Raw genomic sequence first — 20331 nt, 5'->3', positions numbered from 1 at the left:
ATTGATTTTACATAAAATTATGCAATATTTTTCTTTTCCCCTAAATTACGAGTTTATACCCAAAATTTACTACATAAATTTCTCCAACTGTTGTCCCTCTTCGCTCTGCCAACACAATTTTAACCTCATATGAATCGACAATCTATTTCAAATCGCCATACGATAATAACCAACTTTTAATGTTTTATCCATTATTTAGTTGTATGATAAATAAGTAGTGCAAATTTCACGGCTTAAGTACAAATCAACATCAGCACGCAATCACGTAATTGAAGAAAAATACAAAAATAAGGATGTGGATTTAATGAAGAAATTATTCGTTTCACTACTCTTAGCATGCTCTTTTATGCTCGTAGTTTTTTTAGCACCAACACAAGCTAAAGCTGCACAGAAAATCGGTGTCGTTTTCTCTGAAAGTAGTGAAAAATATGCCAATACTACACACCCTAGTGGAACATTTAATGGCCAACGTGTTTCTGAAAAGGTTGACTATAGCTCCACATATAATAAGGAACTGAAAGCTTTTCTTCTCTATCAGCAACAAGGCTTTCAAGTAGAGAAAATTTATGAAAAAGACTTAAATAATTTAGAAAGTTTAAGTCAATATGATGCAATCGTCTTTGCCTATACAGTCATGATGAATCATCAGCAACGCGAAAATGTCAAAATGTACGTTCGAAATGGCGGTGGTGCAATTTTTGCCTTCCAGACAGCCCGGAATGAATCTACAAAATTCCCTAAACTCGGTCAAATGGATCTTTCTCCATTGATCTACGATGTCGATTCTTGGGTAATGGAGTGGGATAATTTAACTGAAGTCTTTAATTCCCGTTTTATTGACGATATTGTGTTAGGAAATTCTACAATAAGCAATATAAATACTGTTCATCCAATTATTCAAAATACAACAAAAGAGCTTGGCAAAAGCAAGCTTACTCTAACAAAAACAGATCGTGACTGGGTAGAAGTCATGAAGCCTTGGCAAGGTGGCTCTGCAACACCTATTTTATATTTCTCAGATTACAATTACACAGACAAACCTAAAACAATGAAAAAAAATGAATTTGGCGCAGCCCATGCGATTGAATACGGAAAAGGCAGAGTTGTTCAAATTGGATTCAAAATCTATGATTATATAAATATTAATGATAAAGCAGATTGGCAGGATAACGAAAATGGTGCAGCCTATTCAACAACTAATGGTGACAAGGATGCACAAGTATTTATGAAGCATGTTTTAAATTGGGTAGCCGAAAAACATAATGGTTATGTGCCCCGCCGTTATAACCTTTCGCTTTACTCTGACGGGGTGCAAAGTTATGTAGCACCGTCTGGTAAATTTGTTTTCTACTCTACTGTAACGGTTAAAAACAATGGTAATGTGCCTGCACGCGGTACATTGAAAGTAGAAATTTTAGACGCAAACGATAAAATTATTGGTATTGGACATGAACGTTACATTCCAGGACTTGCTGCTGATTCCACAAAAGACAATGCTGATCAAAAAGATATTAGTGCCCATACGGAAAAGTATCAGATTACTATGCCTGGTAATTTAGCTGTTGGAACATATACGATACGTACATCCTTTATAGAGGGGCGAGATGATCGCAAAAATGCTGATGAAAAATTTGCAACGATTGCAGAAATTAAAACGCTCACGCGCGCAAAAGGTTCCAACAAAGCGACAATTGCTTCCGCTCCATTCTTCCCAGATGTATCTTCGTCAAATGGTGCCTATTATGATATTAAAAACTTATATGCATTAGGCATTGTGAAAGGAACTAATGGGAAATTTAATCCACAAGGTATATTAACTCGCCTACAAGCAACAGAAATGATTTTGCGAGCATTAGGGATTCCAGCATCAAGCTCAGCTACCTTAAATACAAGTGACATTAAAGCAGGTGATTATGGCTATGCTGTTTTAGCAACAGGCTTACGCTACGGTATTATTGCAGTAGAAAATGGCAAAATCAATGCCCACCAGCCAATGACCCGCGCTGCCATGGCACGAGCACTTGTCAACGGCTTCAAGCTTCAAGGTTACACAAATAATACTTTCTTAGATGTGCCGACATCTCATGCTTATTATAAAGATATCCAAGCCTTATATTCACTTGGTATTACTACAGGCTATGCCGATAATACATTTAAACCAAATGGTACAGTAACACGTCAAAACTTTGCTCAATTCGTAAATAGAACACTTAATGCAAATTCAAAATAACTAGGATGAAGGTTGATTTCTTAGTGCGTCGATTGGGATGTTTTTTTCGGTGGTAGAAGTGTTGTATCGCTGGTAGACTTGTGGGTTCCGCCGGTTGAAGTGCGTTGCGCCGCTAAAATATCAAATCACTGATAGATCGCTTTTTTGTACTAATAAAATTCCTATGAATACTACAAACGAAAAGAGCTACATCGTTCACTTTTGAACGATGTAGCTCTTCGTTATTATTGTTTTGAGTAATATTCTAAAATTCCTTTGTAGATAGATTCCGCAAATAACTCAATATATTTATCATCTGTCAACTTAGCACGGTCTTCACTATTTGATAGGAAGCCTAGCTCGACTAGAATGGCTGGAATATTCGTATTTGCAACTACAATGTAATTCTTTTCTCTGACCTTACGATTTTCCATATTTACGTTTTTAACAATTTGGTTGTTTACAAATGTCGCAAGTTCAATATCTTCTTGATACATATCACCTGGTGTTTTAGCGTAATATGTTTCGGTACCTTTTGCTTTAGTACTATCTGCTGAGTTCACATGAATACTTACAAAGATTTCACCGTAATTATCATGTGCAAAGTCAATATGTTTTTGTGGCGGAGAGAACGTATCTCCAGTACGAGGCATCAATACCTTTGCACCTGCTGCCTCCAGTTTGTTCTTGACAATAGTACTAACCTTTAATGTAATGTCCTTTTCGAAAATAGTTTTACCGAAACTGGTTCCTGGGTCACTACCACCATGACCTGGATCAATAATGATAATTCGATCTTTTACCGGATTACCATTTTGATTTAATAGCTTTAAATAAGATTTATGGACATACCCTTTTTGACCTTGATAGGTAACTTGTGCCCAATAACCGTTAATACTGTTCACTTGAACATATTCGCCTTTTTTCAGCTTACTTACTACCGCAGAAGTAGAGTTAGCTTCTTGACGGATATTTAAATTATCAACTGTTACTCGACCTAATAGATTCCCAGAAACTGTTGGTGGAGTTGGATCTGGTTTGGGAGTTGGAGTCGGAGTTGGATCTGGGGTAGAAGGTTTTTCTACTGCAACGTCCGTTGTACTATTAGCCACGATATAGCCTGGTACACCATTCGCTACAGTTAAATAGTAGCCACTTACCGTTTTATAAACAGGTAATTTCATTTTACTATCCACAGTCGAAATAACCTTTGATGAAGAAGTTGGTTTTACGTAAAGATTTATATTTTGTGTTGTCGCAACTTGCTTTTGGACACTCCCTAATGCGTTACCATCTGCATCTAAAAACTGCGCATATGTTTTATAAATATAAGCAAAGGTATCTTTATAGGAAACCTTTAACCAATCTCCCTCAACTGCATAGACTGATAGTTTACCACCTTTGTTTACTGTACCTACTATATTAGTAGTAGATGAAGAATCCTTAGATTTACGAATATTTAATCCGTCAGCTGTTGCAGAAACTAAGCCAATGACCTGTGATGAATCAGGTGCAGCTACATCTTTAACAGGGATATCTAAGCGATATTTTTCTTCTTTGGCACGCGCTACAAATAACGCGAACTGTTTACGTGTCACTTGTTCATTTGGATTATATTTTTGATTGCTTCCTTTTGTAATACCATTATAGTAAATCGTATTCACGGTTGAAACGTACGGATGTGTTATACCTACGTCTACAAAAGGAGAATCAATATTTACATGCTCACTTGTATCAAGCTTAAACGCGTTTGTTAACACATAACTCATTTCATCTCGAGTTAAAGGTTTGTTTGGTAAAAATTGTCCCTTTGTATTTGTTTTAAAGAGACCAGACTGTACAGCACGTTCTACATAGCCTGAAAGCTCCGTGCCGGCCGTTACGTCCGTGAAGCTTGATTTATTCACAACTAGTGGCTTTTTGCCCGATGCAACAACAACCATTTTGGCAACTTGTCCACGCGTTACGGTGTTGTTAGGTTTATAATACGTTTTGCCCTTTTCTGTATACCCTTTAATAACACCTAAATTAACTAAATAATTGATTTCTTCATATGCGTCATCCTTGTTCGTAACATCTACAAAACCGCCTTTTGCTTGTGCACTATGTATTGTAAATATTGAAGCAGAAACGAAAAGGACGCATAATATAAGACTAATTTTCTTGATATACAATGTCTTATTTCCTCCCTTCTTGTTCTACCACTAATATTAACAAAATTTCCTAGGTAAAACTATTACACATATGTAATTATTATACCAAAATTTAAAATAATAGAATTCAATTCTGCAATAATCATACTATTTAAAGCGCAAAGTGTTAAATCAAACAAAAAGAGCTACATCGCCTACTATTGAATGATGTAGCTCTTCATTATTATTGTTTTGAGTAATATTCTAAAATTCCTTTGTAGATAGATTCAGCGAATAACTCAACATATTGATCATCTGTCATTTTAGCGCGGTCTTCGCTATTTGTTAGGAAACCTAGCTCGACTAAGATGGCTGGAATAATCGTGTTACGAATAACATAATATTGTTCTTGTTTAACACCACGATTTTTCATATTTAAGTTATTAACGATTTGATTGTTTACAAAAGTCGCTAAATCAATATCTTCCTTAAACATATCACCTGTTGAAATTGCATAATATGTTTCGGTACCTAGTGCTGCAGTATTTGCTGCTGAGTTTACATGAATGCTTACGAAAATTTCACCGTAATTAGCTTTAGTAAAGTCAACGCGGTCTTGTAATGACGGATACGTATCCCCTGTACGAGTGATAGATACCTTCGCACCTGCAGCCTCTAGCTTTTGCTTCACAAGTGTGCTGACCTTTAATGTAATAGCTTTTTCGGAATTAGACCCTACAACAGTTCCAGGATCCTTACCGCCGTGACCTGGATCAAGAATGATAATTCGATCTTTCAACGGATTACCATTTTGATTTAGTAGCTTTATATAAGATTTATGGATATACCCTTTTTGACCTTGATAAGTCACTTGTGCCCAATAACCGTTAATACTGTTCACTTGAACATATTCGCCTTTTTTCAGCTTACTTACTACCGCAGAAGTAGAGTCAGCTTCTTGACGGATATTTAAATTATCAACTGTTACTCGACCTAATAGATCCCCAGAAACTGTTGGTGGAGTTGGATCTGGTTTTGGATCTGGTTTTGGATCTGGTTTTGGATCTGGTTTTGGATCTGGTTTTGGATCTGGTTTTGGATCTGGTTTTGGAGTCGGAGTTGGATCTGGAGTAGAAGGTTTTTCTACAACAACGTCCTCTGTACTATTAGCCACGATATAGCCTGGGACACCATTCGCTACAGTTAAATAGTAGCCACTTACCGTTTTATAAACAGGTAATTTCACTTTACTATCCACAGTCGAAATAACCTTTGATGAAGAAGTTGGTTTTACGTAAAGATTTATATTTTGTGTTGTCGTAACTTGCTTTTGAACTTTCCCTAATGTGTTACCATCAGCATCTAAAAACTGTGCATACGTTTTATAAATATAAGCAAAGTCATCTTTATATGAAACTTTTAACCAATCTCCTTCAACTGCATAGACTGATAGTTTACCACCTTTGTTGACAGTTCCTACAATATTAACAGTAGATGAAGAATCTTTTGATTTACGAATATTTAATCCGTCAGTTGTTGCAGAAACTAAGCCAATGACCTGTGATGAATCAGGTACAACTACACCTTTAACAGGTATATCTAAGCGATATTTTTCATCTTTGGCACGTGCTACAAATAATGCAAATTGTTTACGTGTCACTTGCTCTGTTGGATTATATTTTTGATTGCTTCCCTTTGTAATACCACTATAGTAAATCGTATTCACAGTTGAAACGTACGGATGAGTTATACCTACGTCTACAAAAGGAGAATCAATATTTACATGCTCACTTGTATCGAGCTTAAACGCTTTTGTTAATACATAACTCATTTCATCACGAGTTAAAGCTTTATTTGGTAAAAATTGTCCCTTTGTATTTGTTTTAAAGAGATCAAGCTGTATAGCGCGTTCTACATAGCCTGAAAGCTCTGTGCCGGCTGTTACATCTGAGAAGCTTGATTTTTTAACAGTTAGCGGCTTGTTGCCTGATGCAACAATAACCATTTTAGCAACTTGTCCACGTGTGATTGTATTATTAGGCTTAAAATACGTTTTTCCCTTTTCTGTATATCCTTTAATAACACCTAAATTCACTAAATAATTGATTTCTTCATATGCATCATCCTTGTTAGTAACATCTACAAAACCGCCTTTTGCTTGTGCACTATGTATTGTAAATATTGAAGCTAAACAGAATAAGACGCATAGCATAAGACTAATTTTCTTGAGATACAATGTCTTATTTCCTCCCTTCTTCTTCTAACATTAATATTAACAAAATTTCACAGGTAAAACTATTGTTGCAACCCAATATTAATACTATAATTCTAAATAATAGGATTTCTCTCTATTTAAAATATAAAGTGCTAAATCAATTGGTCCGATAAACTTTTTTTCAAAAAAAAAGAGCTACATCGTTCATAATAAACAATGTAGCTCATTTTCATTATTTTTTTGCGTAGTATTGTGAAATCCCTTTGTAGACAGAATCAGCAAATAACTCAACATATTGATCATTCGTCATTTTACCGCGGTCTTCACTATTTGTTAGGAAGCCTAGCTCAACTAAGATGGACGGAATAACCATGTTACGAATAACGTAGTATTGTTGTTCTTTAACACCACGATTTTTCATTTTTAAGTTATTTACGATTTGATTATTTACGAATGTTGCAAGATCAATGTCCTCTTGATACATATCACCTGTTGAAATTGCATAATATGTTTCTGTACCTTGTGCAGAAGTATTTGCTGCAGAGTTAACATGGATACTTACAAAGATTTCACCGTAATTAGCATTAGTAAAGTCAACGCGGTCTTGTAATGAAGGATACGTATCACCTGTACGAGTCATATATACCTTCGCACCTGCGGCCTCTAGCTTTTGCTTCACGATTGTGCCGACCTTTAATGTAATAGCTTTTTCAGAATTAGAGCCTAGAACAGTTCCAGGGTCCTTACCACCATGACCTGGATCAAGAATGATAATTCGATCTTTTAGCGGATTACCACTTTGATTTAGTAGTTTTAAGTATGATTTGTGGACATACCCTTTTTGACCTTGATAAGTAACTTGTGCCCAATAACCATTAATGCTGTTTACTTGAACATTTTCGCCCTTTTTCAGCTTACCTACTACCGTAGAAGTAGAATTAGCTTCTTTACGGATATTTAAATTATCAACCGTCGCTCGACCTATTAGATCACCAGAAACTGTTGGTGGAGTTGGAGTTGGATCTGGAGTAGAAGGTTTTTCTACTTCAACGTCCTCAGTACTATTCGCCACGATATAGCCCGGTATACCGTTTACTACAGTTAGATGGTAGCCACTTACTGTCTTATAAACTGGTAATTTTGTTTTGCTATTAATGGTTGTAATAACTTTTGAGGAAGAGCTTGGTTTTACGTAAAGATTTAAATTTTGTGTTGCAGTAACTTGCTTTTGGACATTCCCTAGTGCGTTACCATCAGCATCTAAAAACTGTGCATATGTTTTATAAATATAAGCAAATGCACCTTTATAAGTAACCTTTAACCAGTCTCCTTCAACCGCATAGACTGATAGTTTACCACCTTTATTAACAGTACCTACAATATTAGCAGTAGATGCAGAATCTTTAGATTTACGAATATTTAATCCGTCAGTTGTTACAGAAACTAATCCAATGACTTGTGATGTATCAGGTACACCTACACCTTTAACTGGTAGTTCTAAACGATACTTCTCACTTTTCGCACGTGCTACAAATAACGCAAACTGCGCACGTGTCATTTGATTATTCGGGTTATAATTTTTTCCCGATCCCTGTGCAATTCCATTATAGTAAACTGTATTTACGTATGTAACATACGGATTTGTAATACCTACGTCCACAAAAGGAGAATCGATATTTTCATATTCACTTGTATCAAGCTTAAACGCTTTTGTTAATACATAACTCATTTCATCACGAGTTAAAGGCTTATTCGGTAAGAATTGTCCCTTTGTATTTGTTTTAAAAAGGCCAAGCTGTATAGCGCGTTCTACATAGCCTGAAAGCTCAGTGCCGACTGTGACATCTGAGAAGCTTGATTTATTGACAACTAGTGGCTTGTTACCTGAAGCAATAACAACCATTTTGGCAACTTGTCCACGCGTTACATTGTTATAAGGTTTATAATACGTTTTCCCGTTTTCCGTATATCCTTTAATAACACCTAAACTAACTAAATAATTGATCTCTTCATAAGCTTCATGATCTTTAGAAACATCTACAAACCCACCACTTGCTTGGGCACTATGTATTGTAAACATAGAAGCTGAAATGAATAAGACACATAATATAAGACTGATTTTTTTGAGGTACACTGTCTTATTTCCTCCCTTCCTGTTCTCGTGTTCATTTTAGCAAAATTACACAGACAAAACTATCATACGAATGTAACTATTCTCCTGCTTTTTAGGCATCACCCCTATTTTTGGTAGTTCATAAAAAGAAGAGAGCCTGCAAGTGCAAACTCTCCTCAATTTATACATTATTTAAAAGAACTTCCTTGCAATGCATTACTTTAAACGTAGCCCTTGTCAAAGTAATACGGAATTTAATTAGTATTGTAATTTTTGTGCGCGTTCAATAAATGTTTGAAGTTGAGAAATTTTTAACATTTCGTCGTAACCGAAGTTACCATTTCCTTTACCTTCAGTAATACCATTTGAAGCTAAAATTGAAACAAATTCATTTGCCCAATGATTTGCAGGAGCATCAGAAAATGTCACAACATTGCCTTGTTGCTTTAATCCGAAGGCATGTACTAAAACTTTCGAGATTTGAGCACGTGTTATCGGTGAAGATGGATTAAATTTGCCACTACCATCACCAGCAAAGATACCTAACTTCGATACAGCAGCAATTGCACCAGCATGTTCATATGTTGGTTTTACGTCTGTAAAGTTTGTATTTTTATCGGATGTATCCAAGTTAAGTGCTTTAGCAATTTGCTCTGCAACTTCAGCACGAGAAGCATAAACTGTAAAGTCAATCGCAGCATCCTTTACTTCTTCTTTAACAGCCTCTGCTTGTTCACTATCAAATGTTGCTACACGCTTAGCGCCGATGTAACGAGAGCCCCAATAATACGGATCATTTACATTTGAGTAACTAACACCTTTACCTGTTTGTGAGTGAATCATTTTTCCGTCACCCATGTAAATAGCAACATGTGAGACACCTTTACCACTAGTATTGAAGAATAGTAAATCTCCAACTTGAAGATCAGTCTTTGCTACTGCAGTACCTTCTTGATATTGTGAGCCTGATGTACGGCTTAATTCAACACCTAAATCTGCAAAGACTTTAGATGTATATCCTGAGCAATCGAGCCCTTTAGTAGTTGTACCTCCATAAAGATATGGAACACCTAAATATTTTGACGCTGTATCAGTAACATCAGATTCTGTAGCTGCTTCAGCTTTATCTATTTGAGTTGTTGTTAATAACACGAAAGATGCAAAAATTGGTAATAACCATTTCTTTTTCATATATTCGGTATACCCCTTTCAGAACTTTTTTGCCTATACATAGACTATCATAAAAGATGCTATTTTAACTTTTCAATTGTGTAACGGTTTCAAGAGCACAAAAAAACACTGATATACCAACGTTTCTTGGTTTATCAGCGTTAAAATTTGGGTATTAAATAATGGATGTTAGGGATATTTGTAACATTCCTGTAATATTCGCTACGCTTTGTCATAATAGACTACGAGATTTAGTGGAGTTTCAATTCTTAGTTGTTGTATATGAGCATTTCCGATACAATTTTCAGTTAAAAGTCCGTTAAAAGATGGTAGGCATCCGCGTATTATTTGATCACCTTTCGCGGGTATTTTCCCATGCTTCGCAGGGGATTTACCTAAATTTCGCATTGATTAAAAATTTTTGACATCCTGTTGTGTCTTATTTAGCGAGCATTATTACATAACTTAATTGATGTTTTCAAATCTAAAGTTGGCAGCTACTGTCAGTTTCCGCCTATTAATATTAGTTATTGACTGGAAAATAACTGCACCCAATAGTAAAATCCTTTACTATCAACTGCAATCGCTACACCGGTATTTGTGTAATTTTCTCGCAAAATGTTTTCACGATGTGTTGGAGAAGCCATCCACGCTTTAACGGCCGCTTCGGGTGTTGGAATGTTTCTTCCTATATTCTCCCCTAAGCTCGTATATGGATAATCAAATAATGTTGCCATGTCCCAGGGCATCCCGTAGTAAGGTGATTCGTGCTCAAAATAATGTCGATTCACCATATCCTGTGCCTTAATGACGGCAACTTGTGTTAAGGCTGCATCATAATTAAGGGGTCGTAGCTTTCTTTTTTGTCGTTCAACGTTGACTAAACGTATTACATCATTAGACATGGTTAATGAATAATTTTTTGTAGGAATATAAGACTTTGATAAATAGTCATAGACTACCTCGAGATTTGTTACCTTCGCGGTAAAGTCGAGACTTCTTTCAACCATAGAAGCAAATTGTCCACGTTTTACTAATTGATTTGGTGCAAATTGCTGTGCGTTGATCCCTTTAATAACACCAATGTCTGCAAGTGATTCAATATAGTCTTTCGCCCAATGTCCTTCATTTATATCCTTAAACTTACTATTGTTTTCGGAATCGACTTCAATGTGATAAGCGAGCGTTAACATTTTGGCTATTTGCGCACGCTTTAAAGGTGCATCAGGGTTGAAGCTATCACCATTTTGTAAAATCCCTAATTCCACTAAAGCACAAATTTCATTATAGTATGGATGATTAGCTGATACGTCTGTAAAACTTGGAGAGTAATCAGTATCAAGTTTTAGCTGCATTGAACGAGCAATTGTAGCAGCAGCCTCTGCTCTAGTAATCGGTTGTTCTGGTCTGAAAAAGCCATCCTCATAATTTGTCATATAGCGCTTTTCTAACATATGTTCAATTGAATTTCTAGCCCAATGTGATTGTGAAACATCCTTTGCAATATTGGCTGCTAATACTGTTTCAGATGTGTTTGGCAGAGGCACAGCGTATGATGCAGTAATCAAAATAAGAGACATGCCAACAACACTCGATACTTTTTTTAACAAAGATACCTCCTCCTTCATTTAATTATATATAGTACTTTAAAGGAACAAACTTGCCACCTCATGTTTTGCTGATGAAATGCTCCATTATAAAATTTAATACGAATCCCTAGCTTCAGCTGATGAATGTCAAACATAAAAGGCATGATGAATCGATATCATTTTTTCTCTTTGAATCTGGCTTTCATTCATCCATTCCCTTTTTAAATGACAGATCAACACGGCACATCGTATCGACTTGGAATTAATGCCCTATTCTGACTGAGCACTTATCGGAGACGGCTAATAAGCCCAACTCTACTCATGACTTCCGCCAAAAGGACAAACCCATTATTACCAAATTTTAACTCTATAGTTTTTAAAAAAACACTCCAAGATTGAAAATAACCCAAGAGTGAGTTTTCACTTTACTCAACGCTAATAATATAGAAATCGTCTTTAGTTTTTTGTAAGGTACGGTATAAGAATAAAACCATTTGACCACGTCGAACATCTGTATAGGGTGAAAATGTTGTCGCGCTAGTACCTTGTGTAATTCCATAATTTAATAACGTTTGAATATACATATTAGTTTCATTTTCTTTCGTAAAATCTAAAAAAGGTGCAGATAATGTTGTTGCCTGCTGTAAATCAAATCCAATTGTCAACATCTTTGCCATCTGACTTCGCTTAATAAAGTTATCTGGATTAAAAGTTGTACCTTTTTGGATAATGCCCTTTTCCGCTAGTGCGGCAATATGACCGTAATATTTATGAGAAGCTGGAACATCACTGAAGCCAGGATTTACTACATTTTTTGTCTCCAATTTTAGAGCTTCAGCCAAAAAGTATGCCGCTTCCCCTCGCGTTAAATTTTGATATGGACTAAACGTAGTTGATGTTGTCCCAAATACAATTCCCTGGCCATATAATTCGCTAACTGCCTTGTACAGTTCTGCTTCGCTTCCACTATTTTTTATATCTATAAATGGCATTGTAGCTGCTTCTATAGGCATGACCGCTACACAAGGAACTACTACTGCAGCCGTTGCAAAAGCCCATGCAGTATGTACCTTCTTAGTCGACAAATTAACGCTTCCTTTCCTTATTACAAACAAAGAAAAGAGGGACGTGCCCTCTTTCCTCATTATAAACCTAATGTTTTCATATGATCCTGTAAAATACGGTAATTATATACTAAATCCTGCTGTTCAAGAGTAAGTGCGTCGTATAGTTTTTGTGCAGATAGTACTTTCTTTTCAAACGTTTTAGCGTCTGGGTCCAGCTCGCCAATCGCATTAACTACTTTTAACACAGCAGCTACATCTTTTTCGGCTTTCTTTAAAGTATCGTAGTTAATGACCTGACCTTTTACTTTAGAGTCTAATGCTTTATATGCTGCAGAAGCATTCGCTACATCTTGAATATATGTGCTAGAAGACGGATTAAGACCAGCTATAATCTCTACAACTTTCTTTACTCCACTCATACTTTTTTCAGCTTCAAGCAAAATATCGTAATTAGATACTCTTTGCTTATCTGTTGTACTCAAGCTATCGTAATCTTTTCGCACAGATTCAATCATACCAAAATACAATTTATCGCTTGGCTTTAAAGCTGCAATACTCTTATAAACTTTAATTACACTATCTAATGATAGAAGTAACTGCTCGTTATAAACATATTTACGCTGAGTGGCAGTAAGATTGTCATATGCTTTTAAAATCTTTTGATATTGGCTGTCCATATTTTTCGATGTCATAAGTTTGTCAATCTCATTGACAACGCTAATGACAGGCTTAATAATTTTTTCTTGCTCTTGCAATGCTTTATAGTTTGCAACTGCATATTGTTGATCTTTTGGTAACGCATTATATGCCGCACGTATCTCTTCAATACGTTTAACATATTGATTTGCCGGGACATTCGGAAGTTCGTCTATCATGCGCTGTACATTGCCTGCACCTAAGATGCTTGTCTCAGCAGCTTGTAATAAATTGTAGTTTGTCACATATTGCTGCATGTCCTTACTTAGAGCATTGTATAATGCTCGAGCTTGTACAGTATCCGTATTAAACGTTTTACTTGACGGCTTTAGCTTGCCAATTAATTCAATCACTTTAGCAAGTGGCTCATAGCTTTGTAAAATATCTATATTTTTGACATATTGCTTTTGGTCCTTTGTCATCTTATCGTACGCTTTTCGCGCTGCGTTTACTTGACTAACAAATTTACTTGAGCCCGGTTCTAAACTGTCGATTTGTACCATCGTATTTAAAATTGCTTTTACTTGTTTCTCACGCTCTGTTAACACCTTCACATTAGAGACAAGCTTTTTCTGCCCTGAAGTTAGTTTATCGTAGGCAACGCGAGCATTCATAAGCTTCGTTAAATAATCCGGATCATTAGGCACGGCCGCATCTATTAATGCAATAACCGTATGTGCAGACTTCAGCTCAGTCTCAGCAGTGACAAGCTTTTCATAGTTTATGACAGCTTTTTGCTTTTCTAATGGTAGCGCATCATAATTTTTGCGTGCTGTATTTAAATCATTTAAAAATGTTTTACTTGTCGGTTTCAATGATTCAATCAAGCCTATTAATGTAGCAACATCCTCGACTGCAGTTAGCTGATCGTAGTTTGTTACGCGCTTTTGTGAGGCAGGGTCTAATGCATTGTATGCCTTACGTGCTGCCAAAACTTTTTTTGTGTAATCCTTATTTGCAGGATTTAAAGCTGCAATTGCATTAATAACCTTCACAACATTGGCATTATTTTTCTCATAAGTTGTTAATGTCTTGGATTGCGTTACTAATTTTTTTGCATTTTTATCCATCGTTTTATACTCAGCAGACATCGCTGCCACTTTCGCTACAAACGTAGCAGCAGGCTCATTAGCTAAAGCGATAACACGATCATCGAAATTTTTAGCCGTTGTAATATAGCCATTTGCGGTTTCTAGATTAGGATAATTCGTTACTAGTTTTTGTCCGTTAGGTGATAGCTTCCCATAATCAGCAAATAACTGTGTGACTGTCTCCGTATATGTTTTTTGCGATGGGTTTAAGGCCATGATTCGTGACACAATATCCATCGCCTCTACTTGATCCTTCAACTCTTTATAAGTTTTCACGTACTCACGTTTTGTAGGATCTAGCTTTAGGTAAGCCGTATTCGCTGCCTTCGCTTTTTTAGTATAATCCTTCGCAGCCGGGTCTAGCTTTTCCACAAGCGTAATTACATTCAAAACAGCTTTTTGTGAAGATTCCGAGCTTGTTAACACTGACAAATTGTTGACGATTTTTTTGACAGTGGCTACATCTATTTTCTTCCCGTCAGGTGCTACAGGTGTATTGTAAGCAGCGCGCGCTTTCTCTATTTGAGTAATTTTATCTGTACTATTAGCAATTCCCTCAATGAGTTTCTCAATTTCTTCTGCTGCTGCTATATTTGCTTCTGCTAAATCTAAGTCAGCGATATTTTTTACAAAATCTTTTTTATCGAAGTTTGTAAAGGTATCTCTTGCTGCCTTTACAGAAGTTCGATAAACAGCATTACTTGACGGCTTTAATGCTGTAATTTGCTTAGAAATAATAGCCGCAGTCTGATATGGCTTAAACTCTTCATATTTTGTTGCAACTAAACGCTTGGAGCCTTCATCTAGTCTATTGTAGGCAGTTTCAATTGCTGTTACAGCACTAATAAAGCTTGCAGCAGATGCAAAGTCTTCAGGTTTCTTTTGCGTTAGCTGTGTAATATTAGTAATCACTTGATCCGCAGATGATAAATTTCCTAACACATCTGTATATTTTTTATATGCTGTGACAGCTGCATTATTCGGATTGTGTGATATGACAATTTTCTTTTGATCAGCTGTTAGCGTGTTCAATTCAGTCGTTACTTCGGTAGCAGCAGCAGCAATTTCAGTAGAAGTGGATGACTGTTTATCTAGAACAGCAATAAAAGAATCTAACTTTTTGATTGTATTTTCTACAGCGATTGCATCCTTGTTCATTTTCAAAAGCTTCTCAATATCTGCACCGCTCTTTTTGAAATAATCAATACGTTCTGACTCTCCATAGCCATATTGAGTCGATGTACCTCGAATTGTGGAAACAATGTCCTTTGCCTCAACTGATGCAAGGGCTGTATTTACAGCATTCTCGAAAGTCTTTTGAACTTTTAAATAAGAGCCAGCTTCTGTTTCAGAACCTAAAAAAACAGTGTAATTTTGATGTAATTTTGTCACATCATCAAAAAATGTTTTACTTGTATAAGACGACTTACTTATTTCTGCTCCGATAGTCTTTAATTTGGCCAAAAGATCTCGTTGAGCTACAACATATTCGTATTTCGCTTTAATAAAATTGATCTCATCTGGTTTGAAGTCTGTAGTACTTAAAACCGCTACATCTCCCTTTGCTACTACCATTTCATCATTCGTTGAAGTAACAGATAATTTACCGAATTGTGCAATGGTTTGAGATCTAGTGTCTGTTGCAGCTACATTCACATTAGCTACTTGATTGACCTGAGAGATTGTTTGAGATTGTCCTTCTTGAGCATTGGCAATCGCTGCCGGAGTTAGTAGTAGACTTGTTATTACGCCAACCTGTATTGGTTTCTTCAAAATGCCCACCCTTTCTTTTTATAGGTATATAGATATGTATCTTTTCTTTCTAATTTGCTACCTTTTGTATCGGTGCATTTTATCCTATTTCAAGATAATCTATTAAAGTAGCTCATCCTCTTCAATAGAATGATAATTTATTAAAATTTATATTCTTTTTATAGGAAGTTATTGTTAGGATACTATATAATTGAATTATGTGCATTGATCTGGCAGAAATTTTGGCAAAATATGACCATTAATGAGTAAAATTGCTAAGGGAAACTCGTCCCTGGAATGGTTTGCATAAAGCAATATACTATTTAAAGATAAACACTACTACCATGTTCTTGCGCCTTCTATTTTCCAGGAAGTATTTTGTCGAAAAATCACACAGATTGGTGAATAAACGCTTTAAACAATCGTCTAAAACAATGATTAAATTTCCGCTTTATCGAGGGAAATCAATGAAAAACTTAGCATTTCTACTATGTTATTTACCAGTAATTAGGTGTATACTACAACTTTAATGTTTAATTTACGAGAAAGGGAGCTATATATGTTTTATCAATATAAATTTTGGCACAGCTTAATGCATCCAACTAACTTTACCCAAGCTGTTGAACAAGGAGAATTAATAGGTTATAAAAAACGATCTTTTGCAGTTTTCGTGCTCTTTATGCTCCTATTTATTGTTCGTGAGTTTTGGGGCATGGGTACTGAAGGCTTAACAACATTATTTGCATCGAATCACCCAGATGAATACTATACAGCCCGTTTACTATCAATGGTTGGGGTTATTGCTTGGGGAATCATCTATTATTGCTTCCATTATTATGGCGTTACATACTTGTTACATCTATTAACAGACATTCCATACAAATGGATTCAGAAGGTACAACTTTATGTAATGGTATTTTTACTTATTGAAAAAACAATTTTATTCGCTGTGTTTTATGCAGTTGGGTACACGACAAACTTCTCCTTCTTTTCACTTGCACCTATAGCACAGCAAGTAATTGATACGGATTTTGTACTATTTGCAATCAATCAACTAACTGTAGCAACTGTATTAACAATTATTGTGCAATACACATTCCTTTCAAAATGGGGGGAACTGTCAGATCGTAAAGCACTATTAGCAAAAATTATTGGACTCTATGTGGTAATGGCTATTTTTATCGGAATGATTAGTGTGTTACCACTACAAGAATGGATTACAAGGGGGTTAGGATGATGCGCTTTATCAAATCTAGACCTTGGACAACTTTAAGTATTATTGTGATAGCGTTATTGATTGGTGTAAATGCTTATTTTGTATTTAAGGGAGATAGTAAAGTAGCAAGATCCTACTTTATCGATGAATTTCAAAGAGCTACTACGGGTGATCGTGTAGAGACAGTTGAAAAGGATGCAATTGTGGCACCTACACAATCCTATACGATTTCAGCAGATGCGAAAAATCTCGCAGCAATAAGTGTTACACGAGGACAGGAAGTACATGCCAATGATTTACTTGCTACCTATAAAACAGAGGAAATTGACGGTGAATTGACAAAACTTGAAGCAGAACGCACTGCTTACGAAACCGAATTAAGTGATTTAGAATCCGCTCTAGCGGAGATAGAATCTGAATACGGTGATGCCAATGACCCGAAAAGTTCAATTAATACCGACCAAATTAGTGAAAAGCTAAATGTTTCAGTTCAATTTGAATTAGGTCAACAAACTTCTCCATCAACTGCAGTGGCAATACTGAATCGTCACATCGCAGAGGCCAATCGTCAAATAGCATTGATGGATGCACAAATAGGACAAGTTAAAGCGCGTCAAGGTGTTATTTGTCCAGTAGATGGTGTCATCTCAAAAATCACTGAAGAAGCCGGTGTGGTGACATTTGAAATTTATTCATCTGAGAAGTCAATGCTTGCCTACTTGTCTGAGGATGAATGGCAAAAGGTTGAAGATGGACAGACGGTTAGTTTTAAATTGCAACATTACGACAATGATCTATCAGGTATCGTCGTTCAAAAACAAAAGATACCAACGAATAATGAGTCACTTTGGGCAAATGAACTAGCTAAGTCCTCGAAGCTACCAATGCCTACAAGCTACGAGGTGATATTGCATCAAGATGACGTGCTAGAAAACATTCCATTTTCAACTATTGGTAAGGCTTCTATCACTGTAAATGAGGCATCCAATGCGTATAAGGTGAATTCCGCATGGGTAAGGTCTGGAAAGAAAGATAAACATAGCGTTTATACGATTGATGAAAAAGGTAAAATACGCCTTGAGAATATCGATGTTGCCTTTAAAACAGCAGGTTCGACTATCTTCACAGGCCATCTGGATGCTGGAATACCTATTATCGCCAATGAACAACGCAATATCTTAGCTCGCTCCTTCCGTTCAATACCACTAAAAAAAATCGAGTGGCAAAATTTCAAAGAAATTGGTTGGAAAGACTATGTGAAATATATTGTCTTTTAGACATACAAAACCTCCCCAGAAAAATTCGGGGAGGTTTTCTGTTGTTGGCGATTCGATGAGGTTTATTACCGATTTACTTGGTTTTATCAGCGATTATTCGATTTCTACCGGCGTTTCCGGCGATCACCATCTATTTTCTTACTTTAATGATGAGTTTTCCATTTGTTCTTGTGTCACTAGTTCATAGTTCATTGCTGCTATACCACTTACCTCATAGATCGTACCGTGCACATATAGTTTCTCACCATTTTCTCCATTCAAACGGACAGAAAAAATAGAGTCACCTTTTCCGACTCTTTTTACAGTTACACCATCTGCTGAAAGCTCAACATCAACTATTTTATGATCGTGCATTGCACCTGTGTATTGCTCAATTTTGAAATCTTTCACCTTGAAGCCAATTTCACTTTTTGGAATGAACACATTGTTTTTTTCAACCGCTGATGTTGTGTACAATTCATAGCCATCAGATTCTGCACGGATACCTACACGTACCGAATGTCCTTTATTATCAGATAGAGACGCAATATAGTCACCTGCTTGCGATAACATCAGCACATAGCTACTGCCTTTAGGAATTGTTTCTTCCTCCCAGCCATCAAAATTATATGGTCTATAGCTGAAAACTTTATCACTAATAGCATGACCAGTAGCCGTAGTTAGCTGAATATTTTTCGGATCAAAGCCTAAATCTTCCTCTGAAAACAGCGCTGAGCCTGGTGTAACTTCATCTGTTGGGTGACAGTTAATCTTTAGTTTTCCTTCTACTTCTGTTACATCGATTTTATATTTTTGTAGTTCAACCATTTCATAATTTTGTTCGTTATCTATATTGTAGCCAATAAGTATGAAAGTACCGGATCCCTCTCGCAAAGCCTCAATCTTCACTTCGTTATTTATTCGAAGAATGCGGAAGAAATCTTGCTCATTGTCTTTAGTATAATAAGCATCAATATTATTTGAATGAAGCTCACTTGCAGTAAATGTTTGGGTAACTTGTTTAGCCTGCATAGTTTCAATACGGTGAATGAATAACGCAAGCTGCGAACGTTTAACCGTCTCTTTTACACCAAAAGTAGTTGGTGTAATCCCATTCGTTATTTTATTTACAAACAATGGAGCGACTGCGTAATAAGCATCCGAATATTTTACAATATCCTTAAATGGTAATGAATCATCAACCCCCTCAGTTTCTAAATGATACGCCGCTGTTAACATTCGCGCTAATTGTTCACGTGTAATAGCTTGATTGACACCGAAACTACCATCTGCAAGGCCTGAAGTAATTCCTCCATTCTCCAAAGCTGCGATTGCCCCATAATATTCATCGCCCGGTTTTACATCTGTAAATTGCGGGTCCATTACATTTTTGGTATCCAGCCCTAGAAGACCTGCTAAAATCTTCGATGCCTGTCCACGCGTCACATCAGCGAATGGCTTAAACGTACCATCTACATAACCTTTAATAACCCCTCGTGCTGCTAAATCCTTTATCGCCACACCATATTCCTTCGTGTAATCAACATCTGAAAATGTATCTGTTGCCTGCGCTGTCGGTACTACTACAATAGCGCTTGTTGCTAAAGCAGCGACTAATGCGCCTTGAAATAAAGTATGCTTATTCATCACTAGCTCAACCCCTTAACATGTTTTGTCTATCCTACTATGATAATACGTGGAAGTAAATCCAAATATTTCATAAATATACTACTAAAAAAATCTCATTTAAACTGTTTGGGTGGCACAATGTGAAGTTTCCTTAAACATTTCAGCTGCTAATTGGGGCTCTCTGTTATTTCGGCGA

The 20331-nt window shown here is 36.3% G+C and carries 11 protein-coding genes; 3 read left to right on the top strand and 8 right to left on the bottom strand.

The genetic code is table 11. The features are described from left to right. Positions 1-304: 304 nt before the first annotated feature. On the top strand, positions 305-2230 hold the full coding sequence (locus AC3WSO_RS04120; protein ID WP_492528942.1) for an S-layer homology domain-containing protein: 1926 nt from the start codon (positions 305-307) through the stop codon (positions 2228-2230). Positions 2231-2454: 224 nt separating this feature from the next. On the opposite strand, the gene AC3WSO_RS04115 is transcribed toward AC3WSO_RS04120, so the two are convergent. The 7 genes from AC3WSO_RS04115 to AC3WSO_RS04085 all read right to left on the bottom strand — a co-directional run bounded on the left by AC3WSO_RS04115 (position 2455) and on the right by AC3WSO_RS04085 (position 16055). Continuing rightward, on the bottom strand, positions 2455-4383 hold the full coding sequence (locus AC3WSO_RS04115; RefSeq protein WP_492528940.1) for an N-acetylmuramoyl-L-alanine amidase: 1929 nt from the start codon (positions 4381-4383) through the stop codon (positions 2455-2457). A gap of 202 nt (positions 4384-4585) precedes the next feature. Beyond that, the gene (locus tag AC3WSO_RS04110) at positions 4586-6577 is read right to left on the bottom strand and encodes an N-acetylmuramoyl-L-alanine amidase (protein WP_492528938.1); all 1992 of its coding nucleotides are present in this window, start codon (positions 6575-6577) and stop codon (positions 4586-4588) included. Positions 6578-6788: 211 nt separating this feature from the next. Beyond that, positions 6789-8690, bottom strand: coding sequence for an N-acetylmuramoyl-L-alanine amidase (locus AC3WSO_RS04105; RefSeq protein ID WP_492528936.1), 1902 nt, complete (start codon positions 8688-8690; stop codon positions 6789-6791). Between the two features lie 237 nt (positions 8691-8927). Beyond that, on the bottom strand, positions 8928-9860 hold the full coding sequence (locus tag AC3WSO_RS04100) for a C40 family peptidase (RefSeq protein WP_492528934.1): 933 nt from the start codon (positions 9858-9860) through the stop codon (positions 8928-8930). A gap of 506 nt (positions 9861-10366) precedes the next feature. Next, positions 10367-11449: a CAP and S-layer homology domain-containing protein gene (locus AC3WSO_RS04095; protein ID WP_492528932.1), complete on the bottom strand. Its 1083-nt coding sequence runs from the start codon at positions 11447-11449 to the stop codon at positions 10367-10369. Positions 11450-11853: 404 nt separating this feature from the next. Beyond that, complete coding sequence (locus tag AC3WSO_RS04090) at positions 11854-12513, bottom strand: S-layer homology domain-containing protein (protein WP_492528930.1); 660 nt, start codon at positions 12511-12513, stop codon at positions 11854-11856. A gap of 59 nt (positions 12514-12572) precedes the next feature. Next, complete coding sequence (locus tag AC3WSO_RS04085; RefSeq protein ID WP_492528928.1) at positions 12573-16055, bottom strand: hypothetical protein; 3483 nt, start codon at positions 16053-16055, stop codon at positions 12573-12575. Between the two features lie 538 nt (positions 16056-16593). Here AC3WSO_RS04085 and AC3WSO_RS04080 point away from each other — a divergent pair. Beyond that, positions 16594-17271 (top strand): hypothetical protein, encoded by a 678-nt coding sequence (locus AC3WSO_RS04080; protein WP_492528926.1) that lies wholly within the window; start codon positions 16594-16596, stop codon positions 17269-17271. Further along, positions 17271-18527, top strand: coding sequence for an efflux RND transporter periplasmic adaptor subunit (locus AC3WSO_RS04075; RefSeq protein WP_492528925.1), 1257 nt, complete (start codon positions 17271-17273; stop codon positions 18525-18527). Before AC3WSO_RS04080 ends, AC3WSO_RS04075 begins: the two co-directional genes overlap by 1 nt. A 138-nt stretch (positions 18528-18665) precedes the next feature. Here the strand turns inward: AC3WSO_RS04075 and AC3WSO_RS04070 are convergent, their stop codons facing one another. Beyond that, the gene (locus tag AC3WSO_RS04070) at positions 18666-20153 is read right to left on the bottom strand and encodes an S-layer homology domain-containing protein (RefSeq protein ID WP_492534240.1); all 1488 of its coding nucleotides are present in this window, start codon (positions 20151-20153) and stop codon (positions 18666-18668) included. Positions 20154-20331 lie beyond the last annotated feature (178 nt).

This window comes from Lysinibacillus sp. EB106-09-02-XG168, assembly GCF_058791475.1.
The sequence above is the reverse complement of the archived record's forward strand: the minus strand, read 5'-3'. Positions and strand labels throughout refer to the sequence as shown.